The organism is Halarchaeum salinum (assembly GCF_039520965.1).
GTDB classification, from domain to species: domain Archaea; phylum Halobacteriota; class Halobacteria; order Halobacteriales; family Halobacteriaceae; genus Halarchaeum; species Halarchaeum salinum.
In genome coordinates this window covers 1-25020 of the sequence record NZ_BAAABL010000041.1, presented here as the reverse complement: position 1 = coordinate 25020, position 25020 = coordinate 1, and the positions used below count along the sequence as shown (strand labels likewise).

Annotated in this window: 30 protein-coding genes, 2 tRNA genes and 1 riboswitch; of the genes, 10 read left to right on the top strand and 22 right to left on the bottom strand. The window is 68.7% G+C overall.

The genetic code is table 11. The annotated features are described in order from the left end of the window. Positions 1–155: 155 nt before the first annotated feature. From cofG to ABDZ36_RS05440, 6 genes are all read right to left on the bottom strand, one after another. The gene (gene cofG / locus ABDZ36_RS05465) at positions 156–1244 is read right to left on the bottom strand and encodes a 7,8-didemethyl-8-hydroxy-5-deazariboflavin synthase subunit CofG (RefSeq protein WP_211312332.1); all 1089 of its coding nucleotides are present in this window, start codon (positions 1242–1244) and stop codon (positions 156–158) included. 54 nt (positions 1245–1298) lie between these two features. Further along, positions 1299–1709: a hypothetical protein gene (locus ABDZ36_RS05460; RefSeq protein WP_211312331.1), complete on the bottom strand. Its 411-nt coding sequence runs from the start codon at positions 1707–1709 to the stop codon at positions 1299–1301. A 26-nt stretch (positions 1710–1735) separates the two neighbouring features. Further along, positions 1736–2341: a 2-phospho-L-lactate guanylyltransferase gene (cofC, locus tag ABDZ36_RS05455; RefSeq protein ID WP_211312330.1), complete on the bottom strand. Its 606-nt coding sequence runs from the start codon at positions 2339–2341 to the stop codon at positions 1736–1738. 41 nt (positions 2342–2382) lie between these two features. Beyond that, positions 2383–3168: a hypothetical protein gene (locus ABDZ36_RS05450; protein ID WP_211312329.1), complete on the bottom strand. Its 786-nt coding sequence runs from the start codon at positions 3166–3168 to the stop codon at positions 2383–2385. Continuing rightward, positions 3146–4327, bottom strand: a complete 1182-nt coding sequence (locus ABDZ36_RS05445; protein WP_211312328.1) for a tubulin/FtsZ family protein — start codon at positions 4325–4327, stop codon at positions 3146–3148. The genes ABDZ36_RS05450 and ABDZ36_RS05445 overlap by 23 nt, the downstream gene beginning before the upstream one ends. 170 nt (positions 4328–4497) lie before the next feature. Next, complete coding sequence (locus ABDZ36_RS05440; protein WP_211312327.1) at positions 4498–5373, bottom strand: complex I NDUFA9 subunit family protein; 876 nt, start codon at positions 5371–5373, stop codon at positions 4498–4500. 81 nt (positions 5374–5454) lie between these two features. On the opposite strand from ABDZ36_RS05440, the gene tmk reads away from it, so the two are divergent. Then, positions 5455–6039: a dTMP kinase gene (gene tmk / locus ABDZ36_RS05435; RefSeq protein ID WP_211312326.1), complete on the top strand. Its 585-nt coding sequence runs from the start codon at positions 5455–5457 to the stop codon at positions 6037–6039. Between the two features lie 3 nt (positions 6040–6042). Here tmk and ABDZ36_RS05430 read toward each other — a convergent pair whose 3' ends face one another. Next, complete coding sequence (locus ABDZ36_RS05430; RefSeq protein WP_211312325.1) at positions 6043–6525, bottom strand: DUF5813 family protein; 483 nt, start codon at positions 6523–6525, stop codon at positions 6043–6045. 81 nt (positions 6526–6606) lie between these two features. Continuing rightward, positions 6607–6675: riboswitch (Fluoride riboswitch) on the top strand. Between the two features lie 4 nt (positions 6676–6679). Here ABDZ36_RS05430 and ABDZ36_RS05425 point away from each other — a divergent pair. Together ABDZ36_RS05425 and ABDZ36_RS05420 are read left to right on the top strand one after the other, a co-directional pair. Then, complete coding sequence (locus ABDZ36_RS05425; protein ID WP_211312324.1) at positions 6680–7084, top strand: CrcB family protein; 405 nt, start codon at positions 6680–6682, stop codon at positions 7082–7084. Next, positions 7081–7437 carry a fluoride efflux transporter FluC gene (locus ABDZ36_RS05420; protein ID WP_211312323.1) on the top strand — a complete coding sequence of 119 codons (357 nt, stop codon included), beginning with the start codon at positions 7081–7083 and terminating at the stop codon, positions 7435–7437. The genes ABDZ36_RS05425 and ABDZ36_RS05420 overlap by 4 nt, the downstream gene beginning before the upstream one ends. 15 nt (positions 7438–7452) lie before the next feature. On the opposite strand, the gene ABDZ36_RS05415 is transcribed toward ABDZ36_RS05420, so the two are convergent. The 8 genes from ABDZ36_RS05415 to ABDZ36_RS05380 form a co-directional block, all read right to left on the bottom strand. Then, on the bottom strand, positions 7453–7887 hold the full coding sequence (locus ABDZ36_RS05415) for a universal stress protein (RefSeq protein WP_211312322.1): 435 nt from the start codon (positions 7885–7887) through the stop codon (positions 7453–7455). Between the two features lie 304 nt (positions 7888–8191). After that, positions 8192–8274, bottom strand: a tRNA-Leu gene (locus tag ABDZ36_RS05410). Between the two features lie 45 nt (positions 8275–8319). Next, positions 8320–8661, bottom strand: a complete 342-nt coding sequence (locus ABDZ36_RS05405; protein WP_211312321.1) for a ferredoxin — start codon at positions 8659–8661, stop codon at positions 8320–8322. Between the two features lie 37 nt (positions 8662–8698). Beyond that, entirely contained in the window at positions 8699–9250 is a 552-nt protein-coding gene (locus ABDZ36_RS05400; protein ID WP_211312320.1) for a peptidylprolyl isomerase, read from the bottom strand. A gap of 89 nt (positions 9251–9339) precedes the next feature. Further along, on the bottom strand, positions 9340–10407 hold the full coding sequence (locus ABDZ36_RS05395; RefSeq protein ID WP_211312319.1) for an anthranilate phosphoribosyltransferase: 1068 nt from the start codon (positions 10405–10407) through the stop codon (positions 9340–9342). 51 nt (positions 10408–10458) lie between these two features. Further along, entirely contained in the window at positions 10459–10656 is a 198-nt protein-coding gene (locus ABDZ36_RS05390) for a DUF7996 family protein (RefSeq protein WP_211312318.1), read from the bottom strand. 88 nt (positions 10657–10744) lie between these two features. Continuing rightward, positions 10745–10818 (bottom strand) — tRNA-Ile (locus ABDZ36_RS05385). Between the two features lie 92 nt (positions 10819–10910). Then, on the bottom strand, positions 10911–11495 hold the full coding sequence (locus tag ABDZ36_RS05380; RefSeq protein ID WP_211312317.1) for an FxsA family protein: 585 nt from the start codon (positions 11493–11495) through the stop codon (positions 10911–10913). 123 nt (positions 11496–11618) lie between these two features. Between ABDZ36_RS05380 and ABDZ36_RS05375 the strand changes: the two genes are divergently transcribed. Continuing rightward, positions 11619–13238 (top strand): DUF255 domain-containing protein, encoded by a 1620-nt coding sequence (locus ABDZ36_RS05375; protein WP_211312316.1) that lies wholly within the window; start codon positions 11619–11621, stop codon positions 13236–13238. A 69-nt stretch (positions 13239–13307) separates the two neighbouring features. Here ABDZ36_RS05375 and ABDZ36_RS05370 read toward each other — a convergent pair whose 3' ends face one another. Then, positions 13308–13547, bottom strand: a complete 240-nt coding sequence (locus ABDZ36_RS05370; RefSeq protein ID WP_211312315.1) for a hypothetical protein — start codon at positions 13545–13547, stop codon at positions 13308–13310. Between the two features lie 86 nt (positions 13548–13633). Between ABDZ36_RS05370 and ABDZ36_RS05365 the strand changes: the two genes are divergently transcribed. Next, complete coding sequence (locus tag ABDZ36_RS05365; protein ID WP_343749237.1) at positions 13634–13855, top strand: TRAM domain-containing protein; 222 nt, start codon at positions 13634–13636, stop codon at positions 13853–13855. A gap of 145 nt (positions 13856–14000) precedes the next feature. Continuing rightward, positions 14001–15644, top strand: coding sequence for a thermosome subunit beta (thsB, locus tag ABDZ36_RS05360; RefSeq protein ID WP_343749239.1), 1644 nt, complete (start codon positions 14001–14003; stop codon positions 15642–15644). Positions 15645–15743: 99 nt separating this feature from the next. Here the strand turns inward: thsB and ABDZ36_RS05355 are convergent, their stop codons facing one another. Together ABDZ36_RS05355 and lrp are read right to left on the bottom strand one after the other, a co-directional pair. Continuing rightward, complete coding sequence (locus tag ABDZ36_RS05355; protein WP_211312313.1) at positions 15744–16034, bottom strand: hypothetical protein; 291 nt, start codon at positions 16032–16034, stop codon at positions 15744–15746. Between the two features lie 39 nt (positions 16035–16073). Further along, the gene (gene lrp / locus ABDZ36_RS05350; protein WP_211312312.1) at positions 16074–16535 is read right to left on the bottom strand and encodes an HTH-type transcriptional regulator Lrp; all 462 of its coding nucleotides are present in this window, start codon (positions 16533–16535) and stop codon (positions 16074–16076) included. A 124-nt stretch (positions 16536–16659) separates the two neighbouring features. Between lrp and glnA the strand changes: the two genes are divergently transcribed. Beyond that, positions 16660–18030: a type I glutamate--ammonia ligase gene (gene glnA, locus ABDZ36_RS05345; RefSeq protein WP_211312311.1), complete on the top strand. Its 1371-nt coding sequence runs from the start codon at positions 16660–16662 to the stop codon at positions 18028–18030. 9 nt (positions 18031–18039) lie between these two features. Here the strand turns inward: glnA and ABDZ36_RS05340 are convergent, their stop codons facing one another. From ABDZ36_RS05340 to ABDZ36_RS05330, 3 genes are read right to left on the bottom strand one after another with little or no spacing between them, the layout of a single operon-like run. Then, a complete protein-coding gene (locus ABDZ36_RS05340; protein ID WP_211312310.1) occupies positions 18040–18816 on the bottom strand; it encodes a phosphatase PAP2 family protein in 777 nt (258 codons plus the stop codon). Between the two features lie 57 nt (positions 18817–18873). Continuing rightward, entirely contained in the window at positions 18874–20082 is a 1209-nt protein-coding gene (locus tag ABDZ36_RS05335) for a YihY/virulence factor BrkB family protein (RefSeq protein WP_211312309.1), read from the bottom strand. A 32-nt stretch (positions 20083–20114) separates the two neighbouring features. Further along, positions 20115–21224, bottom strand: a complete 1110-nt coding sequence (locus ABDZ36_RS05330; protein ID WP_211312308.1) for a tRNA (guanine(26)-N(2))-dimethyltransferase — start codon at positions 21222–21224, stop codon at positions 20115–20117. 91 nt (positions 21225–21315) lie between these two features. Between ABDZ36_RS05330 and ABDZ36_RS05325 the strand changes: the two genes are divergently transcribed. Genes ABDZ36_RS05325 through ABDZ36_RS05315 form a run of 3 tightly spaced genes read left to right on the top strand, consistent with a single transcriptional unit; the run spans position 21316 to position 23834 of the window. Beyond that, on the top strand, positions 21316–21678 hold the full coding sequence (locus ABDZ36_RS05325; RefSeq protein WP_211312307.1) for an SWIM zinc finger family protein: 363 nt from the start codon (positions 21316–21318) through the stop codon (positions 21676–21678). Between the two features lie 42 nt (positions 21679–21720). Next, entirely contained in the window at positions 21721–22632 is a 912-nt protein-coding gene (locus ABDZ36_RS05320) for an AAA family ATPase (RefSeq protein WP_211312306.1), read from the top strand. Then, positions 22632–23834: a VWA domain-containing protein gene (locus ABDZ36_RS05315; RefSeq protein WP_211312305.1), complete on the top strand. Its 1203-nt coding sequence runs from the start codon at positions 22632–22634 to the stop codon at positions 23832–23834. The genes ABDZ36_RS05320 and ABDZ36_RS05315 overlap by 1 nt, the downstream gene beginning before the upstream one ends. Before the next feature lie 33 nt (positions 23835–23867). Here the strand turns inward: ABDZ36_RS05315 and hisH are convergent, their stop codons facing one another. Then, positions 23868–24578 carry an imidazole glycerol phosphate synthase subunit HisH gene (gene hisH, locus ABDZ36_RS05310; RefSeq protein WP_211312304.1) on the bottom strand — a complete coding sequence of 237 codons (711 nt, stop codon included), beginning with the start codon at positions 24576–24578 and terminating at the stop codon, positions 23868–23870. Between the last annotated feature and the right edge of the window lie 442 nt (positions 24579–25020).

Here is a 25020-nt window from a genome sequence, read left to right as displayed (position 1 = left end):
ACAGTGCCCCTGCTCCCGGCTTTCGCGGGATCTCGCTCCCATCGACGACAATACCGTTTCCGGCAAAGAGCACCTTGAAGTGACCTATCGACCGCGTACGTGGGAGCTTTAAGGCAACCAAAACCACCACAGGTACCGGCAGTTTTTGCCACCTCCTACGTCCCGGCCCATACCGCCCGATAGCGCTCGCCCGCGTCGTCCGGGGCGTCGAGGGCCGCCAGCACGCGCTCGGAGAGCCACTCCTCGTCGAGGTAACGCTCGTACGTCGGCAGGCGCTCCGTCAACGGAACGTCCGCGTCCGCCGCGATTTCCTCCAACTCGCGCAGCGCCGGCCACGCGTACTCGGGGTTGACGTGATCGTCCGTCACCGGTGAGACGCCGCCCAGATCGTCGATCCCGCAGTCGACGACCTCGCGGGCGTCCATTAGGTTCGGCGGCACCTGCACCGAGACGCTCTCCGGCAACACCGCGCGCGCCATCGCAACGACCCGGCGCATCGTCGCCGTCGAGGGCGACCCCTCGTGCCAGCGCTCGTTGTCCGAGACGGGTTGGACGATCACCTCTTGAATGTGGCCGTCGCGTCGATCGAGCTCGCGGATCGCGAGCAGGCTCTCCGCCCGGTCGCGCCACGTCTCGCCGAGGCCGACGAGGATGCCGGTCGTGAAGGGGATCCCGTGTTTCCCGGCGTTCGCGATGGTGTTCAGCCGCTGGCCCGGTACCTTCGAGCGCGGCCCGCCGTGTGCCCGTACCTCCGCCGTCGTCTCCAACATCACGCCCATCGAGGCGTTCACGTCCGCGACCTCGCTCATCTGCTCGTACGTCTGATCGCCCGGGTTCGAATGCGGGAGGAGCCCTTCATCTAAGGCGATCTCGCAGGCCTCGCGGAGGTACGTGTGGATGGAGTCGTGCCCCAACTCGGCGAGCTCGGCGTGGATCTCCGTGTAGCGATCATCCGGGTCGTCACCGAACGTGAACAGCGCCTCCGTACAGCCCGCGGCCGCCCCGCGCCGGCACGTCTCGCGGATCTCCTCGCGCGTCATCAGCGACGCCTGCCCCGGCGGGTCGTAGTAGGTGCAGTAGGTGCATGTGTAGCGACACGCCGTCGTCAGCGGGAGGAAGACGTTCCGCGCGTAGGAGAGCTCGTCCGCCGCCGCGACGTCGTTTGGTCGGACCGCGAGTGCCTCTTGCAGGTCGCGCTCGTCGACCGTCACGTCGACGTCGTACGCCTCGATCCCCGGGAACACGCCCTCCCGTATTCGGCGCGCCCAAAAAAGGGTTGCTACGGCGACAGCGCGTGCCTATTCGCTCGGGTAGTACGCCCGATTGCGCAGTACGAACGTCCCGTAGCCGACCGCGACGCCGACCACGACGACGAACGCGAACGTCCACAGGGTGCCCGCCTCGTAGACCGCCGCCGCGAGCAGCCCCGAGACGGCCAGCGACCCGATGGCCGCAAAGGCGATCTCGGCGGCGAGTCGTCCCCTGCCCTGCTCGCGGAGGGCGTCCGTGTCCACGCCGCGTCCGAGGAGCGTGTAGGCGTCCGCCAGCGGGAGGATCACCGTCACCGCCACGGCAATGGCGACCGGCGCGCCGAGCGCTGCGGGCGCACCGATCGCGGACAGCGCGAGGTTCGTCGCGGCACCGACGATGGCCGCGAGCGCGAGCAACACGACGACGGCCGCGACGGCCCGCAAGGGACGGACGTCCATCGCTCGGTCCGTCACCCGCGACCGCCTTACCGCTTCCGGGCGACGTTCGTCCGGCCGCCGTCGGTCGCGAGGCCAACGCCCGCGTCGCGGAGCCACCCCGGCGTCTCACCCTCGGCGCGCAACAACACGTCCGCGAGGTCCGTGCGCTCGTCCACGTCAAGCGCGAGGCGCGTTGCGTCGAACTCCCGAACCGAGCAGCCCGCGGCCGCCGCGTTCCGGAGGTGGTCACGGTACGACGCGCCGTGGTAGTCGACAGCGAACCCGTCATCCCGGACGACGAGCGCGTTCGTCCCGCCGCCGAGGCCGGGCGCGAGCACGACGTCACCGGACGCCGCGAAGAAGGCGTCGAGCACGCGCGGCGTCGAAAGCGCGAGGTCCGCCATCACGACCGCTGTCTTGGGTTCGAGTCGCGCGTTCACGGCATCGCTCAGTGCCCGCTCGTCGACGACGACGGGTGCGTCACACGCGACGTCGTCCGTGGCGACCACGAGCGGGTCGCCGCCCGCCGCGCGCACCGCGTCGAGAACGTCGCCGAGCATCACGGCCGCCAGTTCGCGACGCTCGTCTGGCGAGAATAGCGGCGACAGGCGCGTCTTCGGGTCCGTCGCGTCGAACGGGACGAGCGTCCGCATCGCCACCCGCTACCCGTCGAAGCGTAGAAAGGTGTGTGGATCTAGCCGAGGCGATCGTACGTGTCGCGCTGGTTCCAGTACCACCAGCCGATCCCGCCGAGGACCACGAGAATCAGGACGACCGCACCGCCGATCAGCGCCCAGCGCTGCGTCCGCTGGGAGGACGACGCCGCGTTCGCCTTCGACTCGGCCCGGTTCGCGAGATCGCTCGCAAGGGTGAATTCGCCGGCATTGTACGCGTGCTTCGCGTTCGCGAGGAGATCACGCGCCTCGGCGACGTTCGCGCCCGATTTAGCGGCGCTCTGGACGGCGCGCTCGGACTGTTCGATCTCCGTTCGGGCGTTCTGACTCGCCTCCGTGTACGGTCGGACATCGTCCCACGATTGGATCACCGTCGCGGAGCCGCCGGGCTGGGTCTGCGTGAACGTCGCGTAGGTGAACGATTGCGCCGGCTCGTAGCTCCACTGCGCGACCTGCGGCGTCGTGCCGGTCAGATCGACGGTCACGCGCGTCACGCCCTCACTGGCGTCGAGGGCGTACTCGAACGATTGGCCGTTCAAGACCCGCGTGTCGACCTGCGCGCCGGTGTTGTCGTACGTCGTCACGACCCATGTGACGGCCGTGAGCGCCGTCTCGCCCTGGAGCGTCCACTCGTTGTACTGGCCGGAGAACGGATTCGAGAAGGTGAACTGCGTCTCCTGTTTCTCGCCGACCGCGGCGCTCTGCGGCACGTCGCCGCTCGCGCTGACGGCAAGTGCGCCCCCGACGGTCGTCGCGAGGAGCACCACAACCGCCAGCGCGAGTTTAGAACAGCGGCTCGAGTTCATCGTCGTCGTCTTCGACGAGCTCCTGTAAGTTCTGTTCGCTCTCCGATTCGATCTCGCCGATGTTCTCCTGGGCCTCGATGGCGACCTGCTGGAGCTCCTTGATCCGCGGGACGTTCGTCACGCCGCTGAGCAGGACGACGGCCGCGACGTTGTCGGAGGCCTCGACGGGGTAGTCGCCGCCCCGGACCTCCATCGACCCCGTCTGCTCTTCGAGCCACTTGCGCCCGCGCTCGATGCCCTTCCGGTTGAGGAACTTCGAGGGACCGGCGGTGACGAGCAGCGCCCGTTCCGCACCCTCGATCTCGCAGGGGAGGGTGAGTCGACCGAGCGCGGCCTTCCGGACGAGCGAGGTGATGCGGTTCGTCGTGTTCGCCGAGTCGAGCGAGCTCTCCTCGTTCGAGCCGGTGAATCGTGAGAGGATGCCGCCGCTGTCCTTCTCCTCGGCGACGCTCTCGGCGGCGTAGCCGACCGTGGAGACCCCGCCGCCGCTGAGCGTGTTGATGATCTCGGAGGAGTCGACGACACTCTCGGCGACCTCGCCGCCCTGCTCGACTTCGCCCGCGCCGAAGAGGATGCCGAAGCGCTTGACGATCTCCTCGTTGATCTGGGCGTAGCCGCCCTGCATCGACTCGCCGGTCTTCCGCCACGCGTCGTTGTCGAAGACGAGGAGGTTGTCCACCTCGCGGACGAGCGTCTGGAACGACCGGGCGGCGTTCAAGGTGTAGATGCCGCCCTCGTCGCCCGCCGGCAGGACGCCGAGCCCGTAGACCGGTTCCGTGTAGATGCGCTTGAGGTAGCTCGCGAGCACGGGCGAGCCGCCGGAGCCGGTGCCGCCGCCGAGGCCGGTGATGATGAGGAACGCGTCGATCTCGTGGACCGGAATGCCGTCGATGGCCCCCTGGACCTCGTCGATGTCCTCCTCGGCGATCTCGGCCCCGAGTTCGTTGTCCGCGCCGACGCCGTGGCCTTTCACCCGCGATTGGCCGATCAAAACCCGGTTCTCCTCCGGGACGTGTTCCAGCCCCATGAGGTCGGCTTTCGCCGTGTTGACCGCCACCGCCGCCCGGACGACGTTGCTCCCCGCCTGCTGGTCGTGCTCGAGGAACGTATCGAGGATCTTTCCACCGGCCTGTCCGAAGCCGATCATTGCGAGTTTCATGCTGGTGGCCGTTGCTGTATCGAGTGCGATCAGACGGATAAGTGTTGGTGTGACGGTCGTCCGACCCTCGGGCGATACGCCCCGCTGGCGGGCGTTTTGCGCGCTGTCGCGCGCTTGAGAGGATTCAGACGCTGTCGTGTACCCCTCCGACCTCAGACGCCGCCGCGCTGTTACCCGAGGTAGTCCGTGAGCCGCTTCAGGTCCGCGGGATCGCGCCCGAACGCCGTCACGTCGTTCTCCGCGACGGTGTTGTCGAAGCGCAACGAGCGGTACTGATCGCCGCCGAACGGGACGAACGGCAGCGGGTCGGCCAGCGTCATCCCGACCTTCGCCAGCCCCATCGGCACCGAGAGCACGGTCAGCGATTGGCCCTTCGCCCGGTAGACCGCTTTCGCGACGTCCGCGAGCGTCAACACCTCCGGGCCGCCGACTTCGTAGGTCTCGCCGTCGTGTCCAGTGAGGGCGTCCCCGATCATCTCGACGAGATCGCCGACCCAGAGCGGCTGGAAGCGCGTCTTCCCGCCGCCCGGCAGCGCGGTCACGTACGGCGTCGTCAGCGTCTCCGTGAACGAAACGAACTCGCCCCCCTCGCCGAACACCACTGACGGCCGGAAGATCGTCCATGCGAGGTCGGAGTCCCGCACGACGTCCTCGGCCTGCCCCTTCGCGCGGACGTACGCCGTCTCCCCCTCGGGGTCGGCACCGAGCGCCGACAGCTGAACGAGCTTCTCGACGCCGTGCGCTTCGGCGGCCTCGACGACGTTCCGCGTCCCCTCCAAGTGGACCTCGAAGTGTGTCTCGTCGCCCCCTTTCGGCTTGAACAGCGGCGAGAGCGCGACGAGGTTGACCACGGCGTCCTGTCCCGCGAACGCGCCCTCGATGGAGTCGTACGCCGTCACGTCGCCCGTCGCCGTCCCGACCCCCTCGGGGACCCCGGTGTCGTCCGGCGAGCGCGAGAGCGCTGTCACGTCGTGGCCGCGCGCCGCGAGTTCGCGGCAGAGGTGCGTCCCGATGAATCCCGTGCCGCCCGTGACGAGGACGTTCATACCGTATTCGTTGGTGCGAGCGCTCCCTAAAGCTACCCCCCGTATCGCCACCGCTAAACCGGCCCGTCGGGAACGACGCGTATGCTCGTCACGCTCGAAGGCATCGACGGGAGCGGCAAAACGACCGCGTGGGGGGCGCTCCGGGGGGCCCGCGACGACGGCTACACGTTCACCCGCGAACCCACCGACTCGTGGTACGGCGAGGCCGTCCTGCGCTCCGTCCGCGACGACGACGCCGACCCGCTCGCCGAGGCGTTCCTCTACACCGCGGACCACGCCGCCCACCTCTCGCGGACGGTCCGCCCCGCCCTCGAACGCGGCGACGTCGTCGTCTCCGATCGCTACTCCGACTCGCGCTACGCCTATCAGGGCGTCGCCTTGGAGGGCACCCTCGATGATCCGCTCGACTACGTGCGCCGCGTCCACGCCCCGTGGACCCGGCCGCCCGACCTCACGCTCTACTTCGACGTCGACCCCGAGGTTGCCGCTGAACGCGCCGGCGCGACGAACAAGTTCGAGCAGGTCGCCTTCCTCGAACGTGTCCACGAGAACTACGAGGAGCTGATTGCCGACGAGCCCGATCGCTTCGTCCGGATCGACGCCGAACGATCCGTCAGCGACGTCCGCGAGCGCGTCGAGACGGTGCTCGACGAACGCGTCGACTGACTCTCAGAGCTGATCGGCCTGCGCGTTGCCGGCCGCCCGATCGCGGAGGTCCTGCACGTCCTCGCGGTAGTCGTACCCCGGGATGATCCCCTCGAACCACGTCCCCTCGACGTAGTTCACGACCGCGAGCGCGTCGTCCGCCACGTTGCCCGATCGGGCGTCGATCGTCGCCTCGAAGACGACGTCGCCGTCGTCGCGCTCGACGCTCGGGTCGCCACGGGCCTCGGCGCGCGTAACGTTCGTTGCGTCGGCGAGCCGCAGTTCAAGCGTCTCAAACCACCCCTCCTCGACGACGTCGGCGACCTCGTCGTGCTCCGTGACGGCCGCCGACAGCGTCGGCACACGCACCGTCACTGCCACCGCTCCGTCCTCGATCGTTACCGTCGCGTCCCAGTCGTTCGACGTCGGCGCGTACGCATCGTCGCCCGCCGCGTCCTCGAACTTCGGGTGCGTCGCGAACGCGCCTCGGATGTCACCGTCGCTCATGTGTTTCCGGAGGGGCGCAACGGAAATGGGCGTTGCGCTCCGCTTCGGTGCCCGTAAGTAGGTGCGCGACGATGGACGAGGCGATACCGCGGCGATGGCGTCCGCCCACCACAACCGCCGGACACGCCGGCTGATGACGCCTTCTCACACAGCCATGTCCACCGGCACCCTCACGTCGGGCCCCCTCCTCACCCGACTCGAAACTCTCGCACTGATCGCCCTCGGCGGGTTCGCGGGCGCGAACTGCCGCTACGTCGCGAGCCTCCTCATCCCCGGCCTCGGCGGGACGCTACTCGCCAACGTCTGTGGCTCGTTCCTCCTCGGCTTCATCTTCTACGAGATGCACTACGCCGCCTCGCTCGCTCGCGAGACCCGGCTCGCGCTCTCGACGGGGTTTCTCTCCTCGTTCACGACGTACAGCACGTTCGCTCTCCAGAGCGCCCAGTCGCCACCGCTCGTCCTCGTCGGCAACGTCGTCGCGAACTACGCGCTCGGTTTCGCCGCCGTCGTCGCCGGTCGCGCGCTCGCCCGTCGTACCACACGGGGTGCGTCGACGTGACCCCGTTTACCGACCCCGCGTATCTCGTGGGGATCGGCGGCGCGCTCGGCGCGCTCTTGCGCACGGTGGTCGGCGAGCTCGTCGACATCGACGCCTACCCCGCGAGCACGCTCGTTGTCAACGTCGTCGGGAGCTTCTGCCTCGCCGCGCTCACCGCCGCCGGCGCGGGCGACGACCTCGCGCTTCTCCTCGGTACCGGCGCGTGCGGGGCGTTCACGACGTTCTCCTCGTTCGCCGTCGAGACGGTGCGGCTGTGGGAGACCGGTGAGCGCGCCGTCGCCGTCTTCAACGCCGCCGCAAACCTCGTCGGTGCCGGACTGGCGATCGCGCTCGCGTGGCTCCTCGTCGCGTGAAAAACGCTCGCGGCGCTACTCCTCGCTGACCCGCACTACCAGCACCGGGATCTCCGAGTGTCGGACGACCTTCTCCGTCACGCTCCCGAGCAGGAAGCGCTCGACGCCCGAGCGGCCGTGCGTTCCCATCACGATCGCGTCGCAGTCCTCCTCCGACGCGGTGTCGAGGATGACCTCGTTCGGGGAGCCCTCGACGACGAGTTCCTCGACCTCGACGCCGGCCGCCTCGCCGCGCTCGGCGACCGCCGCGACCGCCTCCTCGCCCTCGGCGTACAGTTCCTCTTGCAGCGCTGACCACTTCGACTCGGGCAGCGCGCTGTAGTCGCTCGTGTCCACGACGTAGAGCGCGACGACTGTCGCGTCAGTCAGTTCGGCCAGCTCCATCGCCTCGTCGATCGCGTCCTCGCTCTCCGGACTGCCGTCCGTCGGGACCAGAATCCGATCGTACATACACTCGGTTTTCACCCGCCCCCTACAAGAACGTGACCGCCGAGCCGGCCGACGACGGGGGTACGCGGGGCGCTCGATGACCGATGGCCGGTGTCTCGATCGCAGGCATGCGAGCGGTGGGATTCGATCTACGGTCGCAAATCTCCGAGTTGCTCACTGCTTCGAATTCCCCGCCTCGATGCGTCGCTCACGTCCGTTCGCGACAGCATGCGAGAGGTAGGATTCGAACCACGGTCGAAACTCAAAGCTTTGCTCACTGCTTCGAATCCCACACCCGACTCACGACTCGCTTCGTTCGTCGGAGTGCGAGAGGTGGGATTCGAACCCACGTACCCCTACGGGAGCGGGTCTTAAGCCCGCCGCCTTTGGCCACTCAGCCACTCTCGCGGCCATCACTTGGCGTGGCCGGCGCAAACCGTTTTCGCTTGTCCGTCACCAATCGACGGAGATCGTCCCGTCGCCCTCGGGGTCAGGTGCGATCTCCTCGTCCGTCCGGCGGTCGATCACATGGATGACGCCGCGGTCCTTCTTCGCCGGGCAGGCCTCGGCGGCCGCGACGTTGTGCGCGAGGTCGTCCTCGCCGAAGAAGTAGGTCGTGGGGCGCGCCATCCCCGACGCGAGATCCATCTCCCAGTTCTCGGAGACGGCCGCGCACTTGCCCGCGCCGAAGCACTTGTTCGCCTCGAAGAGCACCTTGTACGGCGCGTCCTCGACCGGCGGCGCGTCCCCCTCCCCGATCCCCGCAGGGTCGATCGAACCGTCCGCGTCGCTCATGGCCACCGTTGGGGCCGCGGGCGTTTGAGGGTTCGCTCTAGACGCCGAGCCCGGAGTAGTCGATGTCGCGCGTGTCGCCGTTCATCGAGACGGACTCCAGCGTGACGTCCGTCATCGGCTCGTCGTTCCGGTCCGTCGGGACGTTCCCGATCTCCTCGACGACGTCCATCCCGTCGATGACGTTCGCGAAGACGGCGTGCTTGTCGTCGAGATGCGGCTGGGCGTCGAGGGTGATGAAGAACTGCGAGCCGTTCGTGTTCGGCCCGGAGTTCGCCATCGAGACCGTCCCGGCGCTGTCGTGGCGGAGGTCCTCGTGGAACTCGTCGTCGAACTGGTAGCCCGGCCCGCCCCGGCCCGTCCCGGTACGGTCGCCGGTCTGGATCATGAAGTCCGCGATGATGCGGTGGAACGGCACGTCGTCGTAGTAGGCCTCGTTCTCGACGACCTCGCCGGTCTCGGGGTCCTCCCACGCGATCTTCCCGTTCGAGAGCCCGACGAAGTTCGCCACCGTCGTCGGCACCTTCTCCGGGTAGAGTTCGATCTCGATGTCGCCCTCGCTCGTGTGCAGCGTCGCCGTCAGATCGCTCATGTGCGGAGATAGGTAGAGAAACGGAAAACGCCACCGGTGCGCCGCCGTGCGGCGCTGACGGCCGTCCTCGACCAGCTCCGCGGGCTGACCTACGCCTCGAACGCGCGGAGGTCCACGAGCGCGTCGGCCGCCGCCCCCGTCTCGATCGCGTCGCGCGCGACGTCGAGGCCCGCTTCGATGTCGTCGACATCCTCGGCGGCGTAGAGCCGGAGCGCGGCGTTGAGCGCGACGGCGTCCGCGAAGTCGTCCGTCCGCTCGCCCGCAAGCACCTCCTCGGTGATGCGCGCGGAGTCGGCGGCGACGTCGGGGACTTCGAGGTCCGCGTTCTCCACGGCCATCCCGTACGCCTCGGTCTCGATCGTGAAGTCGGCGAGGGTCGCACCGTCCCACTCCGCGACCGTCGTCGAGCCCGGCCGGACGTCGTCGTACCCCTCTAGCCCCTGAAAGAGGAGGACGCGCGAGAAGTCGGCGGTCTCGCTCGCCGCGACGGTGTCGGTGAGTTTCTTCGCGAACGAGAGGTGGTAGAAACTCCCGAGGTGGACGTCCGCGTCCGCGGGGTTCGCGAGCGTCTCCACGGTGTTGAGGAACGTCCGGACGCCCATCTGCTCGCGCCGGTCGAGCAGGTCGTGGACGCCGGGGTTGAAGTGCGGCTGATAGTAGAACCCGAACCCGACCTCGTCGGTCATCGCCGCGGATGCGGCGGGCGCGAGGTCGGTTTCGACACCGAGTTCGTCGAGTACGTGCTTGTACGCGACGCCGTTGCCCGAGGGAACGCGCCCGCCCGAGTGGACGACGACGGGCGTGCCCGCGCTCGCCGCGACGAGGCCCGCAGCGACGCCGAGCAGCGCCGTTCGGCCCTTCCCGTCGTAGTTCGCCCCGCAGTCCACGGGGTCGCAGTCGGGCGCGACCGAGGTGACGGACTCGCGTGCCATCACGTCACGGTACGCCGCGAGCTCCGTTGGCGTGTTCTTCTTCCAGCGGTTCGCCAGCCAGAACGCCCCGAGCGTCGTCGAATCGGGGTCGTCGCGTAAGATCCGCTCGAACGCCTCCGTCGCCTGTTCGCGGGTCATGTCCTCCGCGGACTTCGGCCCGGAACCGACGACGTCACTCAGTAGTCGCTTCAGCGGCCACTCCTCCGTCTCCCGTCCAGTCGCCATGTGCGTTTGATCGGACGCGACGGCCGTAAACGCTCCCCTCCGCGCCGTGATTCAGCTCGACCCGATGTCGATGTGTCGCAGCCACCCGTTCCAGAGGAGGAACGCCGCGCCGAGGTAGCCGACGACGAAGACCACGTTCGCCACCAGCGGATAGCCGGCCCGATTGAGGTAGTAGTGCGCCATCCCCGGCCCGACGATCCCGACGACGGCCAGCGCGGCCAGCGTCCGCCCCGAATACGTCTCGCCCATACGTCCGGTTGGACGGCCGCGAGGGTCAACGGTTCGGTTCACGACGAAGACGTATCGGAGACGGCGACGGGAACGTCAGGAAAACGAGTGGGCCAGTGCGGATTTGAACCGCAAACTTCCACCTTATCAGAGTGGCGCTCTACCTAGTTGAGCTACTAGCCCGCGTCCATCACTCCGTTGCCGGGTGGGAAGGTTAAGAGTTTCCTTTCGACAGAACCGCGGGATAGATTGCCACGCCCTCGGGCGATCCGCCGTTAGTTCGACGTGCGGCCGCCGTTCTCGTCGTCGAAGTCAACGTCGTACGCGTCGTCACCGAGGTCGACGGTGTCGTCGCCGCCGGTGGATCCGCCGCTCGGGCCGGAGCCGCCTGGGCCGGGACCATTTCCGCCCATCGGCCCCATCCCACCGTCGTCGTTCCCGCCGGGGAAGCCGAACGTGTAGACGTTGCCGGTGGCGAATCCGCCCGTGAACTGGTCCATCTTGGGGACGACGTAGCGGGATTTGACGACGCCGCGAACGAGGCGGCGCGTCGGCGGGAAGACGAGGATGAACCCGACGGCGTCGGTGACGAACCCTGGCGTGAGGAGGAACGCGCCGGCGGCGACGAGAAGGCCGCCGTCGACGAGTTCGTCCGTCGGCGGCTCGCCCCGCGCGAGCGAGCGTTGGATGCGCCGCAAAGTGTGTCGGCCCTCGGCGCGGACGGCCAGCATCCCGAGGAGGCCGGTGAGTACGACGAGGGCGACGATGAGTCGCCAGTCGAGGAACGCGCTCGAGGCGACGAGGAGGAGCGCGTCCGCGAGCGGGATCAACAGGAGTCCCGCGATGAGGCGCTTTGCCATCTCGTCCTGGGCTAGGCCGCTCCGGCGTTATGGGCTTTTCGAGGCGTCGCGCCGCGCGACGCGCCGATCCTCGGCCGCCGCCGTCTCCGAAGCGCTTTCCCGCCCGCCACGCGACCCACGCGTATGGACGAGTCCGCCGAACGGACGAAGGTGGAGTGGCGACCGTGGGGGCCGGCGGCGTTCGCCGACGCCGAGGCGGCCGAGAAACCCGTACTGCTCTCGCTCGTCGCGTCGTGGTCGGCGCGCTGTCGCGAGATGGACGAGGGGGCCTTCTCGGTGCCGACCGTCGCCGCGAACGTCAACGAGGAGTTCGTCCCCGTCCGCGCGGACGCCGATCGCCACCCGCGCGTCCGCGAGCGCTACAACATGGGTGGGTTCCCCTCGACGGTGTTCCTCACGCCGTCGGGCGACCTCATCGCGGGCGCGACCTATCTCGACGCCTCGAACGTCCGGGGCGTCCTCGATCGCGTCCGGGAGACGTGGGAGGAGAAGGGCGAGGAGGCCGGTCGCGTCCCCCGCGCGCTCCGCGGGCAGGAGCCGCCCGCGGGCCCGGTCAGCGACGACATCGAGGCGCTCGTTGCCGGCCAACTCGGTGAGCAGTACGACGATCGCTTCGGTGGGTGGGCGACGAACGAGAAGTTCCCCTTACCGCGCACGATCGACTTCGCGCTGAAGCGCGAGCGCCAGCAGGCCCTCCGCACGCTGGAGGCGATCAGCCGGAACCTCGTCGATGACTACGATGGTGGGTTCTACCGCTTCGCGCACGCCCGCGACTGGAGCGACCCACAGCGCGAGAAACTACTGGAGACGAACGCCGGGCTCCTGCGGGCGTTCGCGAACGCCTATCTCTACACCGGCCGCGAGACGTACGAGGGGCCGGCGTCGAACGCCGTCGACTACCTCACGTCGACACTCTGGACGGGCGACGCCTTTGGCGGGAGCCAACACCCCGGCGACTACTTCGAGCGCCCGGCCTCCGAACGCGCCGACGAGGACGAACCTGCCATCGACGCGACGGCGTACGCGGGGAAGAACGCCCGCGCCGCCGACGCGCTCCTCACCTACTACGCGTACACGGACGATCGGACGGCGCGACGCTACGCCGAGCGCACCCTCGACTATCTCGCCGACACACTCGTCGACGACGGCGTCGTCTCGCGCTACGACGACCCGGACGCCCCACGGGGCATCCTCACCGACCACGCGGCGCTCACGGTCGCGTTCGCCCGCGGCGCACAGACCGTCGACCCGAACTACCTCGACGTCGCGGTGTCGGTCGCCGACCACGCCATCGAGACACTCCAACACGGCGCGTTCCGCGACGGCCCCGCGGAGGCCGTCGGCCTGCTCGATAAACCGCTCCACCCCATCGACGACAACGCGACGATGGCCCACGGGCTGCTCGATCTTGCCGAACTTACGGACGACGACGCGTACCGCGCGGCCGCGCGGGACGCCATCGGTGCGTTCGCCGACGCGGCCGACCGTATGGGCGTCCAGGTCGCCGACTACGCCGCGGCGGCCTCCCGCACCGTCGATCGCCCGCTCACCGTCCGCGTCGGCGACGACACTGGAACGGACCTCCACCGCGCAGCGCTCCGCGTCGCCGACCACGAGAAGGTCGTCGTTCCCGCCGCCGCGGGCGTCGAGGCTGGCGCGGCGTTCGTCGTCGTCGACGGTGATCTCCACGGTCCGGCCACCGATCCCGAGGAACTGACAGCGCTCGTCGCCGAGCACGCCTGATCAGTTCGGCGGTCTAGAAAGCGAGTACGGACTGTTACGGAAAGCCCGCCATGTAGCGCGGAGGGAGTGTCACAGATCGACGTCGACGCGGATTTCCTCGTCGGTGACGGTGTCGACGAGGTCGCCCGCGATGGTGTAGTCGTCCTCGTTCTTCTCGGTCCACCCGAAGGCGGCGAGGACGGCCTCGCCGAGTCCGGGGTCGGGGTCGACCCACGCGGTGTTCGACTCGACTTCGGTGACGACGCCGAGCTCCTCGCCCTCGACGTCGACCAGTATCTTGCCTTCGTCCTCGCTGGTAAGCGTAGCCATAGTCGCGTCGTCGGTGCGCGGCGGGAAAGCGCTGGTGGCGGACCGCGGCCCCAGCGTTCTTTCGGGTGGGGAGAGACGAGCCAACCATGTCGACAGACGACACGCCAGTGCCGGTCGAAGAGGGAGAAGAATACGTCGTCGACGTAGAGGACGTCGGCGAGGAAGGCGACGGTATCGCGCACGTCGAAGACTTCGTGGTACTCGTCCCGGACGCGAAGTTGGGCGATCAGGTCCGCATCACGATCGACACCGTCCAAGACGAGTTCGCAGTCGCGGACGTCCTGGAGCACGAAACGGACGTCGAATAGCGCGGTCCACGTCAACACGGTACACGATTTTGCCGCGTTGGGCGCTCTCGCAGCCGTCTCCAGGCCACCGCAGCACAACTTTTATATAGAAGGGCAAACAATCTATCTGATGACGATGTCTCAGCGACGTATGCAGGGCCAGCCGATGGTCATTATGGGCGACGACGCACAGCGCGTGAAGGACAAAGACGCGCAGGAGCACAACATCTCGGCGGCACGCGCCGTCTCGGACGCCGTGCGTTCCACCCTCGGCCCGAAGGGGATGGACAAGATGCTCGTGGACGACATGGGCGACGTCACGATCACGAACGACGGCGTCACCATCCTCGAGAAGATGGACATCGACAACCCGACGGCCGAGATGATCGTCGAGGTTGCCGAGACCCAAGAGGACGAGGCCGGCGACGGCACGACGACCGCCGTCGCAATCGCGGGCGAACTCCTCAAGAACGCGGAGGACCTCCTCGAACAGGACATCCACCCGACTGCGGTCATCAAAGGGTACAACCTCGCGAGCGAGCGGGCCCGCCAGTTCGTTGACGCCGAGGCCGTCGAGGTCGACCCCGACGACGAAGAGCTCGTCCGCTCCGTCGCCGAGACGTCCATGACGGGCAAGAGCGCCGAGATCGACAAGGAGCAGCTCTCCGGGCTCCTCTACGAGGCGCTGCGCGCCGTCTCCGTCGACGCCGACGACGGCTCCACGGTCGTCGACGTCGCCAACATCAACATCGAGACACAGACCGGCCGCGCCGTCTCCGAATCCGAGCTCCTCAAGGGCGCGACCGTCTCCAAGGACCCCGTCCTCGACTCGATGCCGACCGAGTTCGACGACGCGGACGTCCTCCTCCTCAACGAGGCCGTCGAGGTCGAGGAGGCCAGCGCCGACACGAGTGTCAGCATCGACAGCCCCGACCAGCTCCAGAGCTTCCTCGATCAGGAAGAAGAGCAGCTCAAGGAGAAAGTCGAGCAGATCAAGGCCTCCGGTGCCGACGTCGTCCTCTGCCAGAAGGGCATCGACGACATGGCCCAGCACTACCTCGCGAAGGAGGGCATTCTCGCCGTCCGCCGCGTGAAGAAGTCCGACATCGAGTTCCTCAAGGAAGTCCTCGGTGCCGCGATCGTCACGGACCTCGACTCCCTCAGCGCCGCCGACCTCGGCCGCGGGAGCATCCGCCGCGACGTCGAGGACGAGCTCTTCTACATCGAGGGCCTCGACGAGACGGCCCACGGCGTCACGCTCATCCTCCGCGGGAGCACGGACCACGTCGTCGATGAGCTTGAGCGCGGCGTCACCGATGCGCTCGACGTCGCTGCACAGACCATCTCGGACGGCCGCGTCCTCCCCGGCGGCGGTGCCATCGAGGTCGAGGTCGCCGACCAGCTCCGCAACTACGCGGACTCCGTCTCCGGCCGCGAGCAGCTCGCCATCGAGGCGTTCGCGGACTCCCTCGAACTCGTCCCGCGCGTCCTCGCCGAGAACGCCGGGCTCGACCCGATCGACACCCTCGTCGACCTCCGCTCGGCCCACGAGAGCGGAAACAACCGCACGGGACTGAACGTCCTCAGCGGCGACCTGGAGAACTCCCTCGACGCGGGCGTCGTCGAGACGGCCCACGCCAAGGAACAGGCCATCAGTAGTGCCACCGAGGCCGCGAACCTCGTGCTCAAAATCGACGACATCATCTCCGCCGGCGACCTCTCCACCGACAAGGGCGACGAAGGCGGTGCGGGCGGCCCCGGCGGCGCAGGCGGCATGGGCGGTATGGGCGGCATGGGCGGCATGATGTGAAGCCGGTCTGACGACGCCCACTCCCGACCCAACCCCGTTCTCGCATCGCTCGTCGACCGATTCCGTTCGGTTTCTTCGCACGCCACCGACGAGCGCCGGCTACGTCCGCCGCGCGCGCAGCCAGCGGAGGACGGTGCGGTCGAGGTCGAACGTCGCGGCGAGGAAGTACGCGCCGGCGCAGAAGAGGACAACGCCGATGGCGAGCGCGAGGACACCCCACGGCCACGCGCCGCCGGCGAGGGTCGCGGCGGCGAACCCACGGATACTGACGCGGACGAGTGCGATCCCGAGCACGAAGTAGCCGAGTTTCCATGCGAGGCGTTTCACCTCGTCGCGGGCGGCCCGTCGGGCGATCGCTTCGACGTCGTCGTCGTCGCGTTGGGAGGACATGGCCGTCGCTACGCGGCGATTGCACAAAAAAGAGGTCGCTTACTCCTCGTGGATGTCGAGATCGAACTGCTCGTTCTCGGCGGCGGCGTTGAGCACGACGCTCGTCGCGGACTCCTTGATGTCCTGGTCGCCGAGGAGCTCCTTGATCAGGTAGTTCATGTCGTCGGTGTCGAGGAACTTCCCGACGGCGATAATGTCGTAGTCGCCCGTGACCTCGTAGACGGAGACCATCTGCTTGTGCGCGCGGAGGTGGTCAGCGAGGTCGGGCAGCGCGGTCCCCTCGACCTTCAGTTGGAGGACGGCCGTGACGTCGTAGCCGAGTTTGTCGTAGTCGACGATCGGGGTGTACCCCTTGATGACGCCCTCGTCCTCCAGATCCTTGAGGTGATTCGAGATCGTCGTGACGGAGACGTCGAGGTCTTCGGCGAGACTGCGGAGGCTCGCGCGGCCGTCGCCGAGCAGCGCGTTGATGAGCTTCGCATCGAGGTTCTCGTAGGTCATATTCCCACAAAGGGGGTGGGGGCATTAGAATTTAACGAACGTCCACTTCCCCGCACCCCCAAAAGATTTGCGAGGACCGCAACCGCTTTAGTAGTCCGCGCGTTTGCATCGAACGACGAAACCAATGACGAACGGGAAACCGGTCACCGATGGCGGTCTCAGCGAAACGGAACAGGACGTACTGGACGAGATTGAGGAGAAGAACGTCGATTTCCTCCGACTGCAGTTCACGGACATCATGGGGACCGTGAAGAACGTCTCCGTGCCCGCGGAGCAGGCGGAGAAGGCCTTCACGGACGGGATCTACTTCGACGGTTCCTCCATCGAGGGGTTCGTCCGCATTCAGGAGTCCGACATGCGGCTCAAGCCGGACCCCGAAACGTTCGCCGTCCTCCCGTGGCGCAAGCGCGAGGAGACGGCGTCCGCTCGACTCATCTGTGACGTCATCAATACGTCCACGGACGAGCCCTTCGAGGGTGACCCGCGCCGCGTGCTGAAGAACGTCCTCAAACGTGCCGACGACATGGGCTACACGGTCAACGCCGCCCCCGAACCCGAGTTCTTCCTCTTCGAGGAGGACGAGAAGGGCCGCGCGACGACGGAGCTCTCGGACTTCGGCGGCTACTTCGACCTCGCACCGAAGGACCCGGCCTCCGACGTCCGCCGTGACATCATCAACGGGCTCGAATCCATGGGCTTCGAGATCGAGGCCTCCCACCACGAGGTGGCGGAGTCCCAACACGAGATCAACTTCGAGTACGACGACGCGCTCGCGACGGCGGACAACGTCGCGACGTTCCGCACGGTCGTTCGCGCGATCGCCGCCGAGCACGACCTGCACGCGACGTTCATGCCGAAGCCGATCGCGGAGATCAACGGCTCGGGGATGCACACGCACTTCTCGCTCTTCCAGGACGGCGAGAACGCCTTCCACGACGAGAGTGACGAGTTCGACCTCTCCGAGACCGCCCACCAGTTCCTCGCGGGCATCCTCGAGCACGCGCCCGCGATCACGGCTGTCTCGAACCCGACCGTGAACTCCTACAAGCGCCTCGTTCCCGGCTACGAGGCCCCGGTGTACGTCGCGTGGTCCGACCGGAACCGCTCCGCCCTCATCCGCAAGCCCGCGGCGCGCGTCCCGACCGCCTCCCGTATCGAGGCGCGCTTCCCGGACCCCTCGTGCAACCCGTATCTCGCGTTCGCCGCGCTCATCTCCGCGGGGCTCGACGGGATCGAGCAGGAGCTCGAGGCACCCGGCCCGGTCCGCGAGAACATCTACGAGTTCGACGCCGAGAAGCGCGAAGAGTACGGTATCGAGACGCTGCCGGCGAACCTCGGCGAAGCCGTCGACGCCCTCGAAGCCGACGACGTCGTCCTCGATACGCTCGGCGATCACATCTCGGAGAAGTTCATCGAGGCCAAACGCGAGGAGCACACCGGTTACCGCATCCAGGTCTCCGACTGGGAGAAGGAGCGCTACCTCGAGAAGTTCTAACGGCTCGACTCAGCGACTCCCGATTCGCCGGCGCACCGATCGGGTGACGGGGAGCGCGACCACCCCGCCGCCCGCGATTCCGCTCGTTATGACGACACCGTACCACGGTAGCGGCGCGAGGAGCGCCGCGAGTCCCAGTCCGCCGCAGACGGCGTAGCCGGAGATTGTCGGCGCGACGCTGAGCGCCCTACGGGGGTGGCGTGCGACGACGAACGACCCGAGGAGCGCGCCGACACCGAGCCCGCAGGCAGCAAGCGCGTCGACGGTCGGTCCGGCGAGGATCGGGGCGAGAACGCCGAGGCCGGCGGTGAAAGCGTAGCCGGGTTCGAGCCGGCGACGCGTGAGCGCGAGGACGCCGGCGACGAGACAGCCGCCGATGGCGACGCCGGCGACGACGTCGACGAGGTAGTGGACACCGAGAAGGAGGCGCGTCGCGCAGACGAGCACGATCGCGGCGGCGGCGAGCCACCAGCGGACGCGGCGGCGCGGGCGTTGGAGGAGGGCGGCTGCACCGCCGTAGAGGGCAGCGGCCGAGGTCGCGTGGCCGCTCGGGAACCCGTAGCCGTCGGCGGCGACGAGTGCGACGCTCGCGGGCGGACGACCGAGCGCGAAGAGCGCCTTCGCGCCGACGACGGTGCCGAAGATGGCGAAGCCGAGCGCAACGTAGCGCGCGGCATCGCGTTCGCTGAGGAGGTCGTAGCGCGGGCCGAACCAGTGGAGGGTCGCGACGGCGGCGACCACGAACCACGCGTCGCCGAGCTGTGTGAGGACGGAAAAGAGCGACACGAACCCGTCCGGCACGGCAGCCGTGAGTGCGCGTGTGAACCCGACGCCGCGCACGGGTTATCGTTTCGAGCGGAGCCAGCCGGCGACGCGTCCGGGGACGCCCAGGGCGTTCAGCGAGACGCCGACGATGGTCATGAAGACGTAGAGGCCGAACGTGGAGAAGCCGACGACGAGCATGGCGAGGATGGCCCACGGGCCGTCGAGCCAGTAGAACGCGCCGAGGGTCATAACGGTCCCGTAGAGCATGACGAGGTAGGGTCCCCAGCCGCGGGCGTGGTTGCGCCGGACGCGCGAGCGGACGTACCCCTTCAGGTCGTCCTCGAAGGCGTCGCGGTCGACGGTCTTCTCGTCGAGTTCGCGCTCGAGCGACTCGACGCGGTGTTGGAGGGCGGTCACGTCCGGGGTCGGTTCGGTCCGACCGCCGTCGGCCCCCGCACGGCCGCCGTCCGTCTCGACGCGCCGCTCGTCCGGTTCCGTCGCCGTGTCGTCCGTTCGTCCCGCGAGCACGGCGTTGAGTACCGCCCCGCCCATAATAACAGTCCCGGAGACGTACAGCCAGGTGATGAGCAGGACGGCCGCGCCGAGGACGCCGTAGAGGTCGGGGCTGCCGACGGTGGCGACGTAGAGGCGAAAGCCGTCGGCGAGCAGCGTCCAGCCGATGGCGGCGGCGAGCGCGCCCGGCCACACGTCGGCGAACGGGAGCTCGGTGTCCGGAAAGACGTGATAGACGGGGAGGAAGACGACGGTGAGCGCCGCGGCGAGCCCGACGGTGCCGACGAGTTCGCCCACGAACCCGCCGATGACGCGGGGAAGGAGAACGCCGACGGCGGCCGCGAGGGCGGCGGCGACTCCGACCGCACAGAGGACGAGCGCGCCATCGACGAGCTGTTGCGTGAGCGGTTCGTCCGCCGGGCGACCATAGATCCGCGAGAAAGCCGCGTCGAGCCCGCGGAAGACCCGAAGGCCCGACCACGCGAGGAGGGCGAGTCCGGCGAGCGTCGCGCCACGGCGATCGACCGCTGAACGGACGGTTTCGGTGACGACGTGCTGGCCCGCAGGCGTGAGAAACGTCCCGACAGCGTCGAGGGCGTAGTCGGCGAGGGCGTCCCCGCCGAGCGCCGACCCGATGGCGAGCGCGAGGACGAGCAGCGGAACGAGCGAGACGAATGCGTAGTAGGCGACGCCGGCGGCGAGGAACGTGATCTCGTGTCGACGCGCACTCGCGACGACAGCGCGGACGACGCGGACAGCGTCGGGTCTGGACACGGCGTGGGGAGACGCTCCGGCGTGAAAAGTGCTCAGGGAGCGACGTCACGGATCTCGGCCACGGACGCGTCCGTCTCGAACGTCGTGCCGCCGTAGTGGGTGCGCGAGGCGGCGTGGCCGGCGTCGCGGAGCGCGGCGAGGAAGCCGTCCATCGCGACGGCGGGTTCGCTCCACCGCCCGTAGAGTTTGTGCTGGTCGTAGTGGGTCGGGCGGTCGAGTTCGTCGCCGAGCGTGTCGAGGAGGTCCGCGGCGCGCTCGCGCGTCCCCATGTCGTCGTCGAGGTGGCCACGAACGGCGTCGAGGAAGGCGTCGTCGTGCGTCGCGCCGAGCCAGATCGGCCCCGCGGTGAGGAGGTTCCGGCCGTCGCAGTTCGGACAGACGTCCGGGCGGGCGGCGTGGAGGCCGCTCTCGTGCTCGCGCCACAGGCACTCCGGGCAGTGATAAACGTGGCCGAGTTCGTCGACGGCGGCGTTCGCGGCGCTCGCGGAGTGTGTGAGGTCAACGTACGTCCGGACGTAGTGGCGCGTCGCGTGGGTCAACAGTGGCGTGACGCCGACATCGAAGCGCGCGGCAGAGCGCGCCATCGCCGAGAGGAGGACGCGGACGCCCATCTCGGCGTGGTACTCCGTGTTGCGGGGGACCGTGCCGTACTTGCGGACGCCGGAGTCGAAGTGCGCGCCACAGAGCGGGGCGGTGTCGGTCGCAGTGACGCAGACCATGTCGCGGGCGTTCGCGAACGTCGCGTCGAGGAACGGCGCGGGCGTGCCGAACGGGTCGAGGTCGACGACGTCGTAGGCATCCTCGGGGTCCCAGAGCACCGCGTTCGCGTCGTCGTGCAGGACGTCGCCGTTAGCATCGTTGCGCGCGAGGTTCGTCTCGGCGAGCTCGACGGCCGCCGGGTCGCGATCCACGAGCGTCGCGTCCCAGCCGTCCGCGGCCGCGCGGACGCCGCGGATCCCCGAGGCGCACGTCGCATCGAGGTACGTCTCCGCGCGGGGTTCGCGATCGCGATATGCACGCAGCGCCGCCACCGTCAGGTCGCGGTTTAGCTCCTGCTCCGTGTTGAAGAACACCGCATCCTCGATGCCCTCACCGGACTGCTCGGGCACCTCCATCGTCACCGCGCCCTCCGTGACCTCCATGGCGATGCGTGGGGGCGGCGCGGCCCTAAAGGGCACGACATGCCACTGACGAACCACACGTCCTTTATCGGGCCGTCGGTTAGGTTCGGGCGTGACGGCCCACGCCGGCGACGAGGACGGAGACTGGCGGGACGCCCTCGGAGCCGCGGGCGAACTCACTCCCGAAATCGTCGCGCGTCTCCTCGACGCCCACGGCGACCGCGGGCGGCGCGCCATCGACGCCGTCGGCGAGGGGCGCGTGAAGCAGTATGCCGATTTCACCGTCGTCGTCGGCCACGAGGACGAGTACGTCGTCGAGGACGGCGGCTGCACCTGTCGGGACAGCCAGTACAACCTCGATCCCGACGATCCCGACCAGCGCTGCTGGCACGTCCTCGCCGTCGAGATCGCCGAACGCGTCGGCGAGGTCGATCACCACGACATGTACTACTCCGAGGTCCGGGACTTCCTCTAGCGTCGCGGGTGCTTTTTGCCGTCGGGCACGTAGCGAGCGGCGATGACCGCTTTCGCGGACGCAACGGAGGCCGACGTGCGCGCGGCCTTCGACGAGCAGGATTACGTCGCCGGCGACGACGTCGTGACGACGGCGCTGTTGGCGCTCCGCCTCGGCAAACCGCTCCTCGTCGAGGGCGCGCCGGGCGCGGGCAAGACCGAGCTCGCGAAGACGCTCGCGCGCGGCTTCGACACCGATCTCGTCCGCCTCCAGTGTTACGAGGGGCTGGCGGCCGAGAACGCCCTCTACGAGTGGAACTACACGAAACAGCTGCTCGCCGTCGAGGGCGGGGACGCCGACGTCGACGGCGAGACGTCGGTTTTCGACGAGGAATACCTCTTAGAGCGCCCACTACTTCGCGCGCTCGCCGCGGCAGACGAGGGCGAGAACCCGCCCGTATTGCTCGTCGACGAGCTCGATCGTGCCGACGAGGCCTTCGAGGCCCTCCTCCTCGAGGTGCTCTCGGACTTCCAGGTGTCCGTCCCGGAGCTCGGCACCGTCTCGGCCGAACGCCCGCCGATCGTCGTTCTCACCTCGAATCGGACCCGCGGGCTCTCCGACGCGCTCAAGCGCCGTTGTCTCTACCTCCACGTCGAGCCGCCGTCCTTCGAGCGCGAGCTGGAGATCGTCGAGCGCAAATCCGCCCTCGATAGCGCCGTCGCCGCGGAGGTCTGCGGCGTCGTACAGGCGCTGCGCGAACGCGCCCTGCGCAAACAGCCGGGCGTCGCGGAGACGCTCGACTGGGCGGACGCCCTCGCCGCCCTCGACATCGAGGAGCTCGACGCCGAGACCATCGAGCGGACGCTCGGCTGTCTGCTGAAGGACGCGACGGACGTCGAGCAGATCGACGCCGAGGCCATTGAGGCGGCGCTCGACGAGGCGCGTCCCGGAGCACGGACGGCCGACACGGCGTGATGGACGACCACCTTCGGGCGGAGCTCGTCCGCTTCGCCGCCGCGCTTCGTGAGAGCGGGGTCGCAGTGCCGGGAGACGGTGCGCTCGCGGCCGGGGACGCCCTCGCCGCCCTCGACGACCGGTCCCGCGAGTCCGTTCGAGCGGCGCTGCGCGCGACGCTCTGTACGCGCCCGGCGGACGAGGGGCCTTTCACGTCGCGTTTCGAGACGTTCTGGACGCGCGTCCGCGGTGGCGACGCGACGTACGGCGACGACGATGGCGTCGCCACGCTCGACACGAGCGCCGAAGGGGTGGCGGACGCGCCCGGCCAGATGGTCGTCGACGAGACCGCGTCGATGCCGGGCGGTGCCGGCGGCGAGCGCAGCGGTGGCGTCGGCCCGAGTCAGAGCGAGCGTGCGGGCAACCAGTACAGCGCCGACGGCGCGAGCGAACCCGTCTCACTCGACGGCGTACAAGGGGACGACGACGCCATCGACGACGCGGTCGCGGCGTTCACCGACGCCGTCGCGTCGCTTCCCGGTCGCCGCTGGGGGCGCGGCGACGGCACACCCGACGCCCGGCGTGCGCTCCGCCGCGGGGCCGCGACCGGCGGCGTCCCGCTCCCCCTCCCGGAGCGCGAACGCGAACGCACGGCGGCGCGTGGCCTCGTCTTCGTCGACGTCAGCGGCTCCGTCCTCGACCACCTCGATCGGGACGTCCTCATCGGCTTTTGCCACGCGATCCGCACGCGGTGGCGACGGACGCCGATCTACTTCTTCGACACCGCGCTCCGCGATGTCAGCGGGGCGTTCGACGTCTCCTCGTCGGCCGCCGCGGCCGAGGTCTTGGAGGCTACACAGGTCGGGTGGGGCGGCGGCACCCGGATCGGTGACGCCTTGGCGGGTCTCCACCGCGACCAGCCGGAGCGCGTCGGGCGACACGATACGGTCGTCATCGTCAGCGACGGCATCGAACGCGGCGGCACGGACGTCCTGCGCGAACAGGCCGCATGGCTCTCCCGACGCGCCGGTCACGTCCTCTGGTTGAACCCGCTCGCCGCCGACGAACGCTGGTCGCCGAGCGCGCCCGGCATGCGCGCTGCCCTCCCGTATCTCGACGGGCTGTACGCCTTCGGCGAGACGGAGGATCTCACCGCGCTCGCCGCGGACCTACGACGCCGCGGGCCGTCGCTACGAGCCGTCGAGAAGAGCGGGACAGCGTGAGAAGGTGAGGACGAGGAGGGGCGCGGGTCGGGCTTACGACTTTGCGCAGAGGTCGACGTAGTTCCGAAGGATCCGCAGGCCGGTCTCGCCCGACTTCTCCGGGTGGAACTGCGTGCCGAAGACGGTGCCGTCGTCGTTCGCGACGACGGACGCGAAGTCCGTGCCGTAGTCGGTTGTCGCGACGACGTGGTTCTCGTCCTCGGGTTCCGCGTAGTAGGAGTGGACGAAGTAGGCGTATTCCCCATCAACGGAACCACCGGTTCCGTCCGCCGGTCGCGTCTCCGACGCGACGCTGTCGACCCCCGCGACGAGCGGGTGGTCGCGCTCGACGTGCAGTTCGTTCCATCCCATGTGCGGGACCTTCAGGTCGGGATCGTCGAAGCGGACGTTCGTCCCGGGGATCAACCCGAGGCCCTCGACGTCGCCCTGTCCTTCGCGGTCCGCCTCCTCGCTCGTGTCGAGGAGCATCTGCATGCCCAGACAGATGCCGAACAGCGGGGTGTCGGAGTCCGCGACGTCACGGAGGGCCTCGCGGAACGGTCCCGCGTTCTCCATGCCGTCGCCGAACGCGCCGACGCCCGGGAGGACGACGCCGTCCGCCTCGTCGAGGGCCTCGGAATCGTCCGAGATCTCCACGGCCGCGCCCGCACGTTCGAGGCCGCGCGTCACGCTCCGGAGGTTCCCGAGGCCGTAGTCCACGACGACGACGTCCGCCGTCGTCTCGCGGGTCGCGTGGGTGCTCATACGGAGTGGTGGGCGGGCGCGGGGCAAGACAGTTTCCCCTCCATCTTTTTCCGGGTCGGGTGCGCTTCGCGCACCCGCTCCCCGCAAAAACACGGTCCGCGCGAGCGGAGCGAGTGCGGGACTAGCGGGGCCGTAGGTCCCGCGAGGGTGAAAAAGGCCGAGCGTGGAGCGCTCGGTGAAACGCGGCGCTTTGCGCCGCGTACGCTGGACCGCACCGCGACCGCCACCACGGTTAGTACAGAAGAAAAACTGATCAAACCACGGCGCTAGCGTTCGGCGACCGAGTGGTCCGGCAGGACCCGGTAGGTCGCCGGTTCACTCGCCGTAGGCGAGGCGCGAGCGCGACCAGCGGAAGCGCGACACGCTTTTGCGTACGAGACGGCTTAGTGGTTAGGGGAAGTTATGGAGGTGGCGCCTGATACGAGAGTATGTCTGGAGATCG

What these genes read in the sequence shown, in the direction of transcription:
- ABDZ36_RS05370 (WP_211312315.1), bottom strand. Translation starts at nt 13,547, where the DNA reads ATGGCTACGCTTACCAGCGAGGACGAAGGCAAGATACTGGTCGACGTC.
- ABDZ36_RS05460 (WP_211312331.1), bottom strand. Translation starts at nt 1,709, where the DNA reads ATGGACGTCCGTCCCTTGCGGGCCGTCGCGGCCGTCGTCGTGTTGCTC.
- ABDZ36_RS05320 (WP_211312306.1), top strand. Translation starts at nt 21,721, where the DNA reads ATGACCGCTTTCGCGGACGCAACGGAGGCCGACGTGCGCGCGGCCTTC.
- ABDZ36_RS05365 (WP_343749237.1), top strand. Translation starts at nt 13,634, where the DNA reads ATGTCGACAGACGACACGCCAGTGCCGGTCGAAGAGGGAGAAGAATAC.
- ABDZ36_RS05375 (WP_211312316.1), top strand. Translation starts at nt 11,619, where the DNA reads ATGGACGAGTCCGCCGAACGGACGAAGGTGGAGTGGCGACCGTGGGGG.
- ABDZ36_RS05415 (WP_211312322.1), bottom strand. Translation starts at nt 7,887, where the DNA reads ATGTACGATCGGATTCTGGTCCCGACGGACGGCAGTCCGGAGAGCGAG.
- ABDZ36_RS05390 (WP_211312318.1), bottom strand. Translation starts at nt 10,656, where the DNA reads ATGGGCGAGACGTATTCGGGGCGGACGCTGGCCGCGCTGGCCGTCGTC.
- lrp (WP_211312312.1), bottom strand. Translation starts at nt 16,535, where the DNA reads ATGACCTACGAGAACCTCGATGCGAAGCTCATCAACGCGCTGCTCGGC.
- ABDZ36_RS05380 (WP_211312317.1), bottom strand. Translation starts at nt 11,495, where the DNA reads ATGGCAAAGCGCCTCATCGCGGGACTCCTGTTGATCCCGCTCGCGGAC.
- ABDZ36_RS05430 (WP_211312325.1), bottom strand. Translation starts at nt 6,525, where the DNA reads ATGAGCGACGGTGACATCCGAGGCGCGTTCGCGACGCACCCGAAGTTC.
- glnA (WP_211312311.1), top strand. Translation starts at nt 16,660, where the DNA reads ATGACGAACGGGAAACCGGTCACCGATGGCGGTCTCAGCGAAACGGAA.
- ABDZ36_RS05445 (WP_211312328.1), bottom strand. Translation starts at nt 4,327, where the DNA reads ATGAAACTCGCAATGATCGGCTTCGGACAGGCCGGTGGAAAGATCCTC.
- ABDZ36_RS05425 (WP_211312324.1), top strand. Translation starts at nt 6,680, where the DNA reads ATGTCCACCGGCACCCTCACGTCGGGCCCCCTCCTCACCCGACTCGAA.
- hisH (WP_211312304.1), bottom strand. Translation starts at nt 24,578, where the DNA reads ATGAGCACCCACGCGACCCGCGAGACGACGGCGGACGTCGTCGTCGTG.
- cofC (WP_211312330.1), bottom strand. Translation starts at nt 2,341, where the DNA reads ATGCGGACGCTCGTCCCGTTCGACGCGACGGACCCGAAGACGCGCCTG.
- ABDZ36_RS05330 (WP_211312308.1), bottom strand. Translation starts at nt 21,224, where the DNA reads ATGGAGGTCACGGAGGGCGCGGTGACGATGGAGGTGCCCGAGCAGTCC.
- ABDZ36_RS05400 (WP_211312320.1), bottom strand. Translation starts at nt 9,250, where the DNA reads ATGAGCGATCTGACGGCGACGCTGCACACGAGCGAGGGCGACATCGAG.
- ABDZ36_RS05405 (WP_211312321.1), bottom strand. Translation starts at nt 8,661, where the DNA reads ATGAGCGACGCGGACGGTTCGATCGACCCTGCGGGGATCGGGGAGGGG.
- ABDZ36_RS05355 (WP_211312313.1), bottom strand. Translation starts at nt 16,034, where the DNA reads ATGTCCTCCCAACGCGACGACGACGACGTCGAAGCGATCGCCCGACGG.
- ABDZ36_RS05440 (WP_211312327.1), bottom strand. Translation starts at nt 5,373, where the DNA reads ATGAACGTCCTCGTCACGGGCGGCACGGGATTCATCGGGACGCACCTC.
- ABDZ36_RS05395 (WP_211312319.1), bottom strand. Translation starts at nt 10,407, where the DNA reads ATGGCGACTGGACGGGAGACGGAGGAGTGGCCGCTGAAGCGACTACTG.
- ABDZ36_RS05450 (WP_211312329.1), bottom strand. Translation starts at nt 3,168, where the DNA reads ATGAACTCGAGCCGCTGTTCTAAACTCGCGCTGGCGGTTGTGGTGCTC.
- tmk (WP_211312326.1), top strand. Translation starts at nt 5,455, where the DNA reads ATGCTCGTCACGCTCGAAGGCATCGACGGGAGCGGCAAAACGACCGCG.
- ABDZ36_RS05315 (WP_211312305.1), top strand. Translation starts at nt 22,632, where the DNA reads ATGGACGACCACCTTCGGGCGGAGCTCGTCCGCTTCGCCGCCGCGCTT.
- thsB (WP_343749239.1), top strand. Translation starts at nt 14,001, where the DNA reads ATGGTCATTATGGGCGACGACGCACAGCGCGTGAAGGACAAAGACGCG.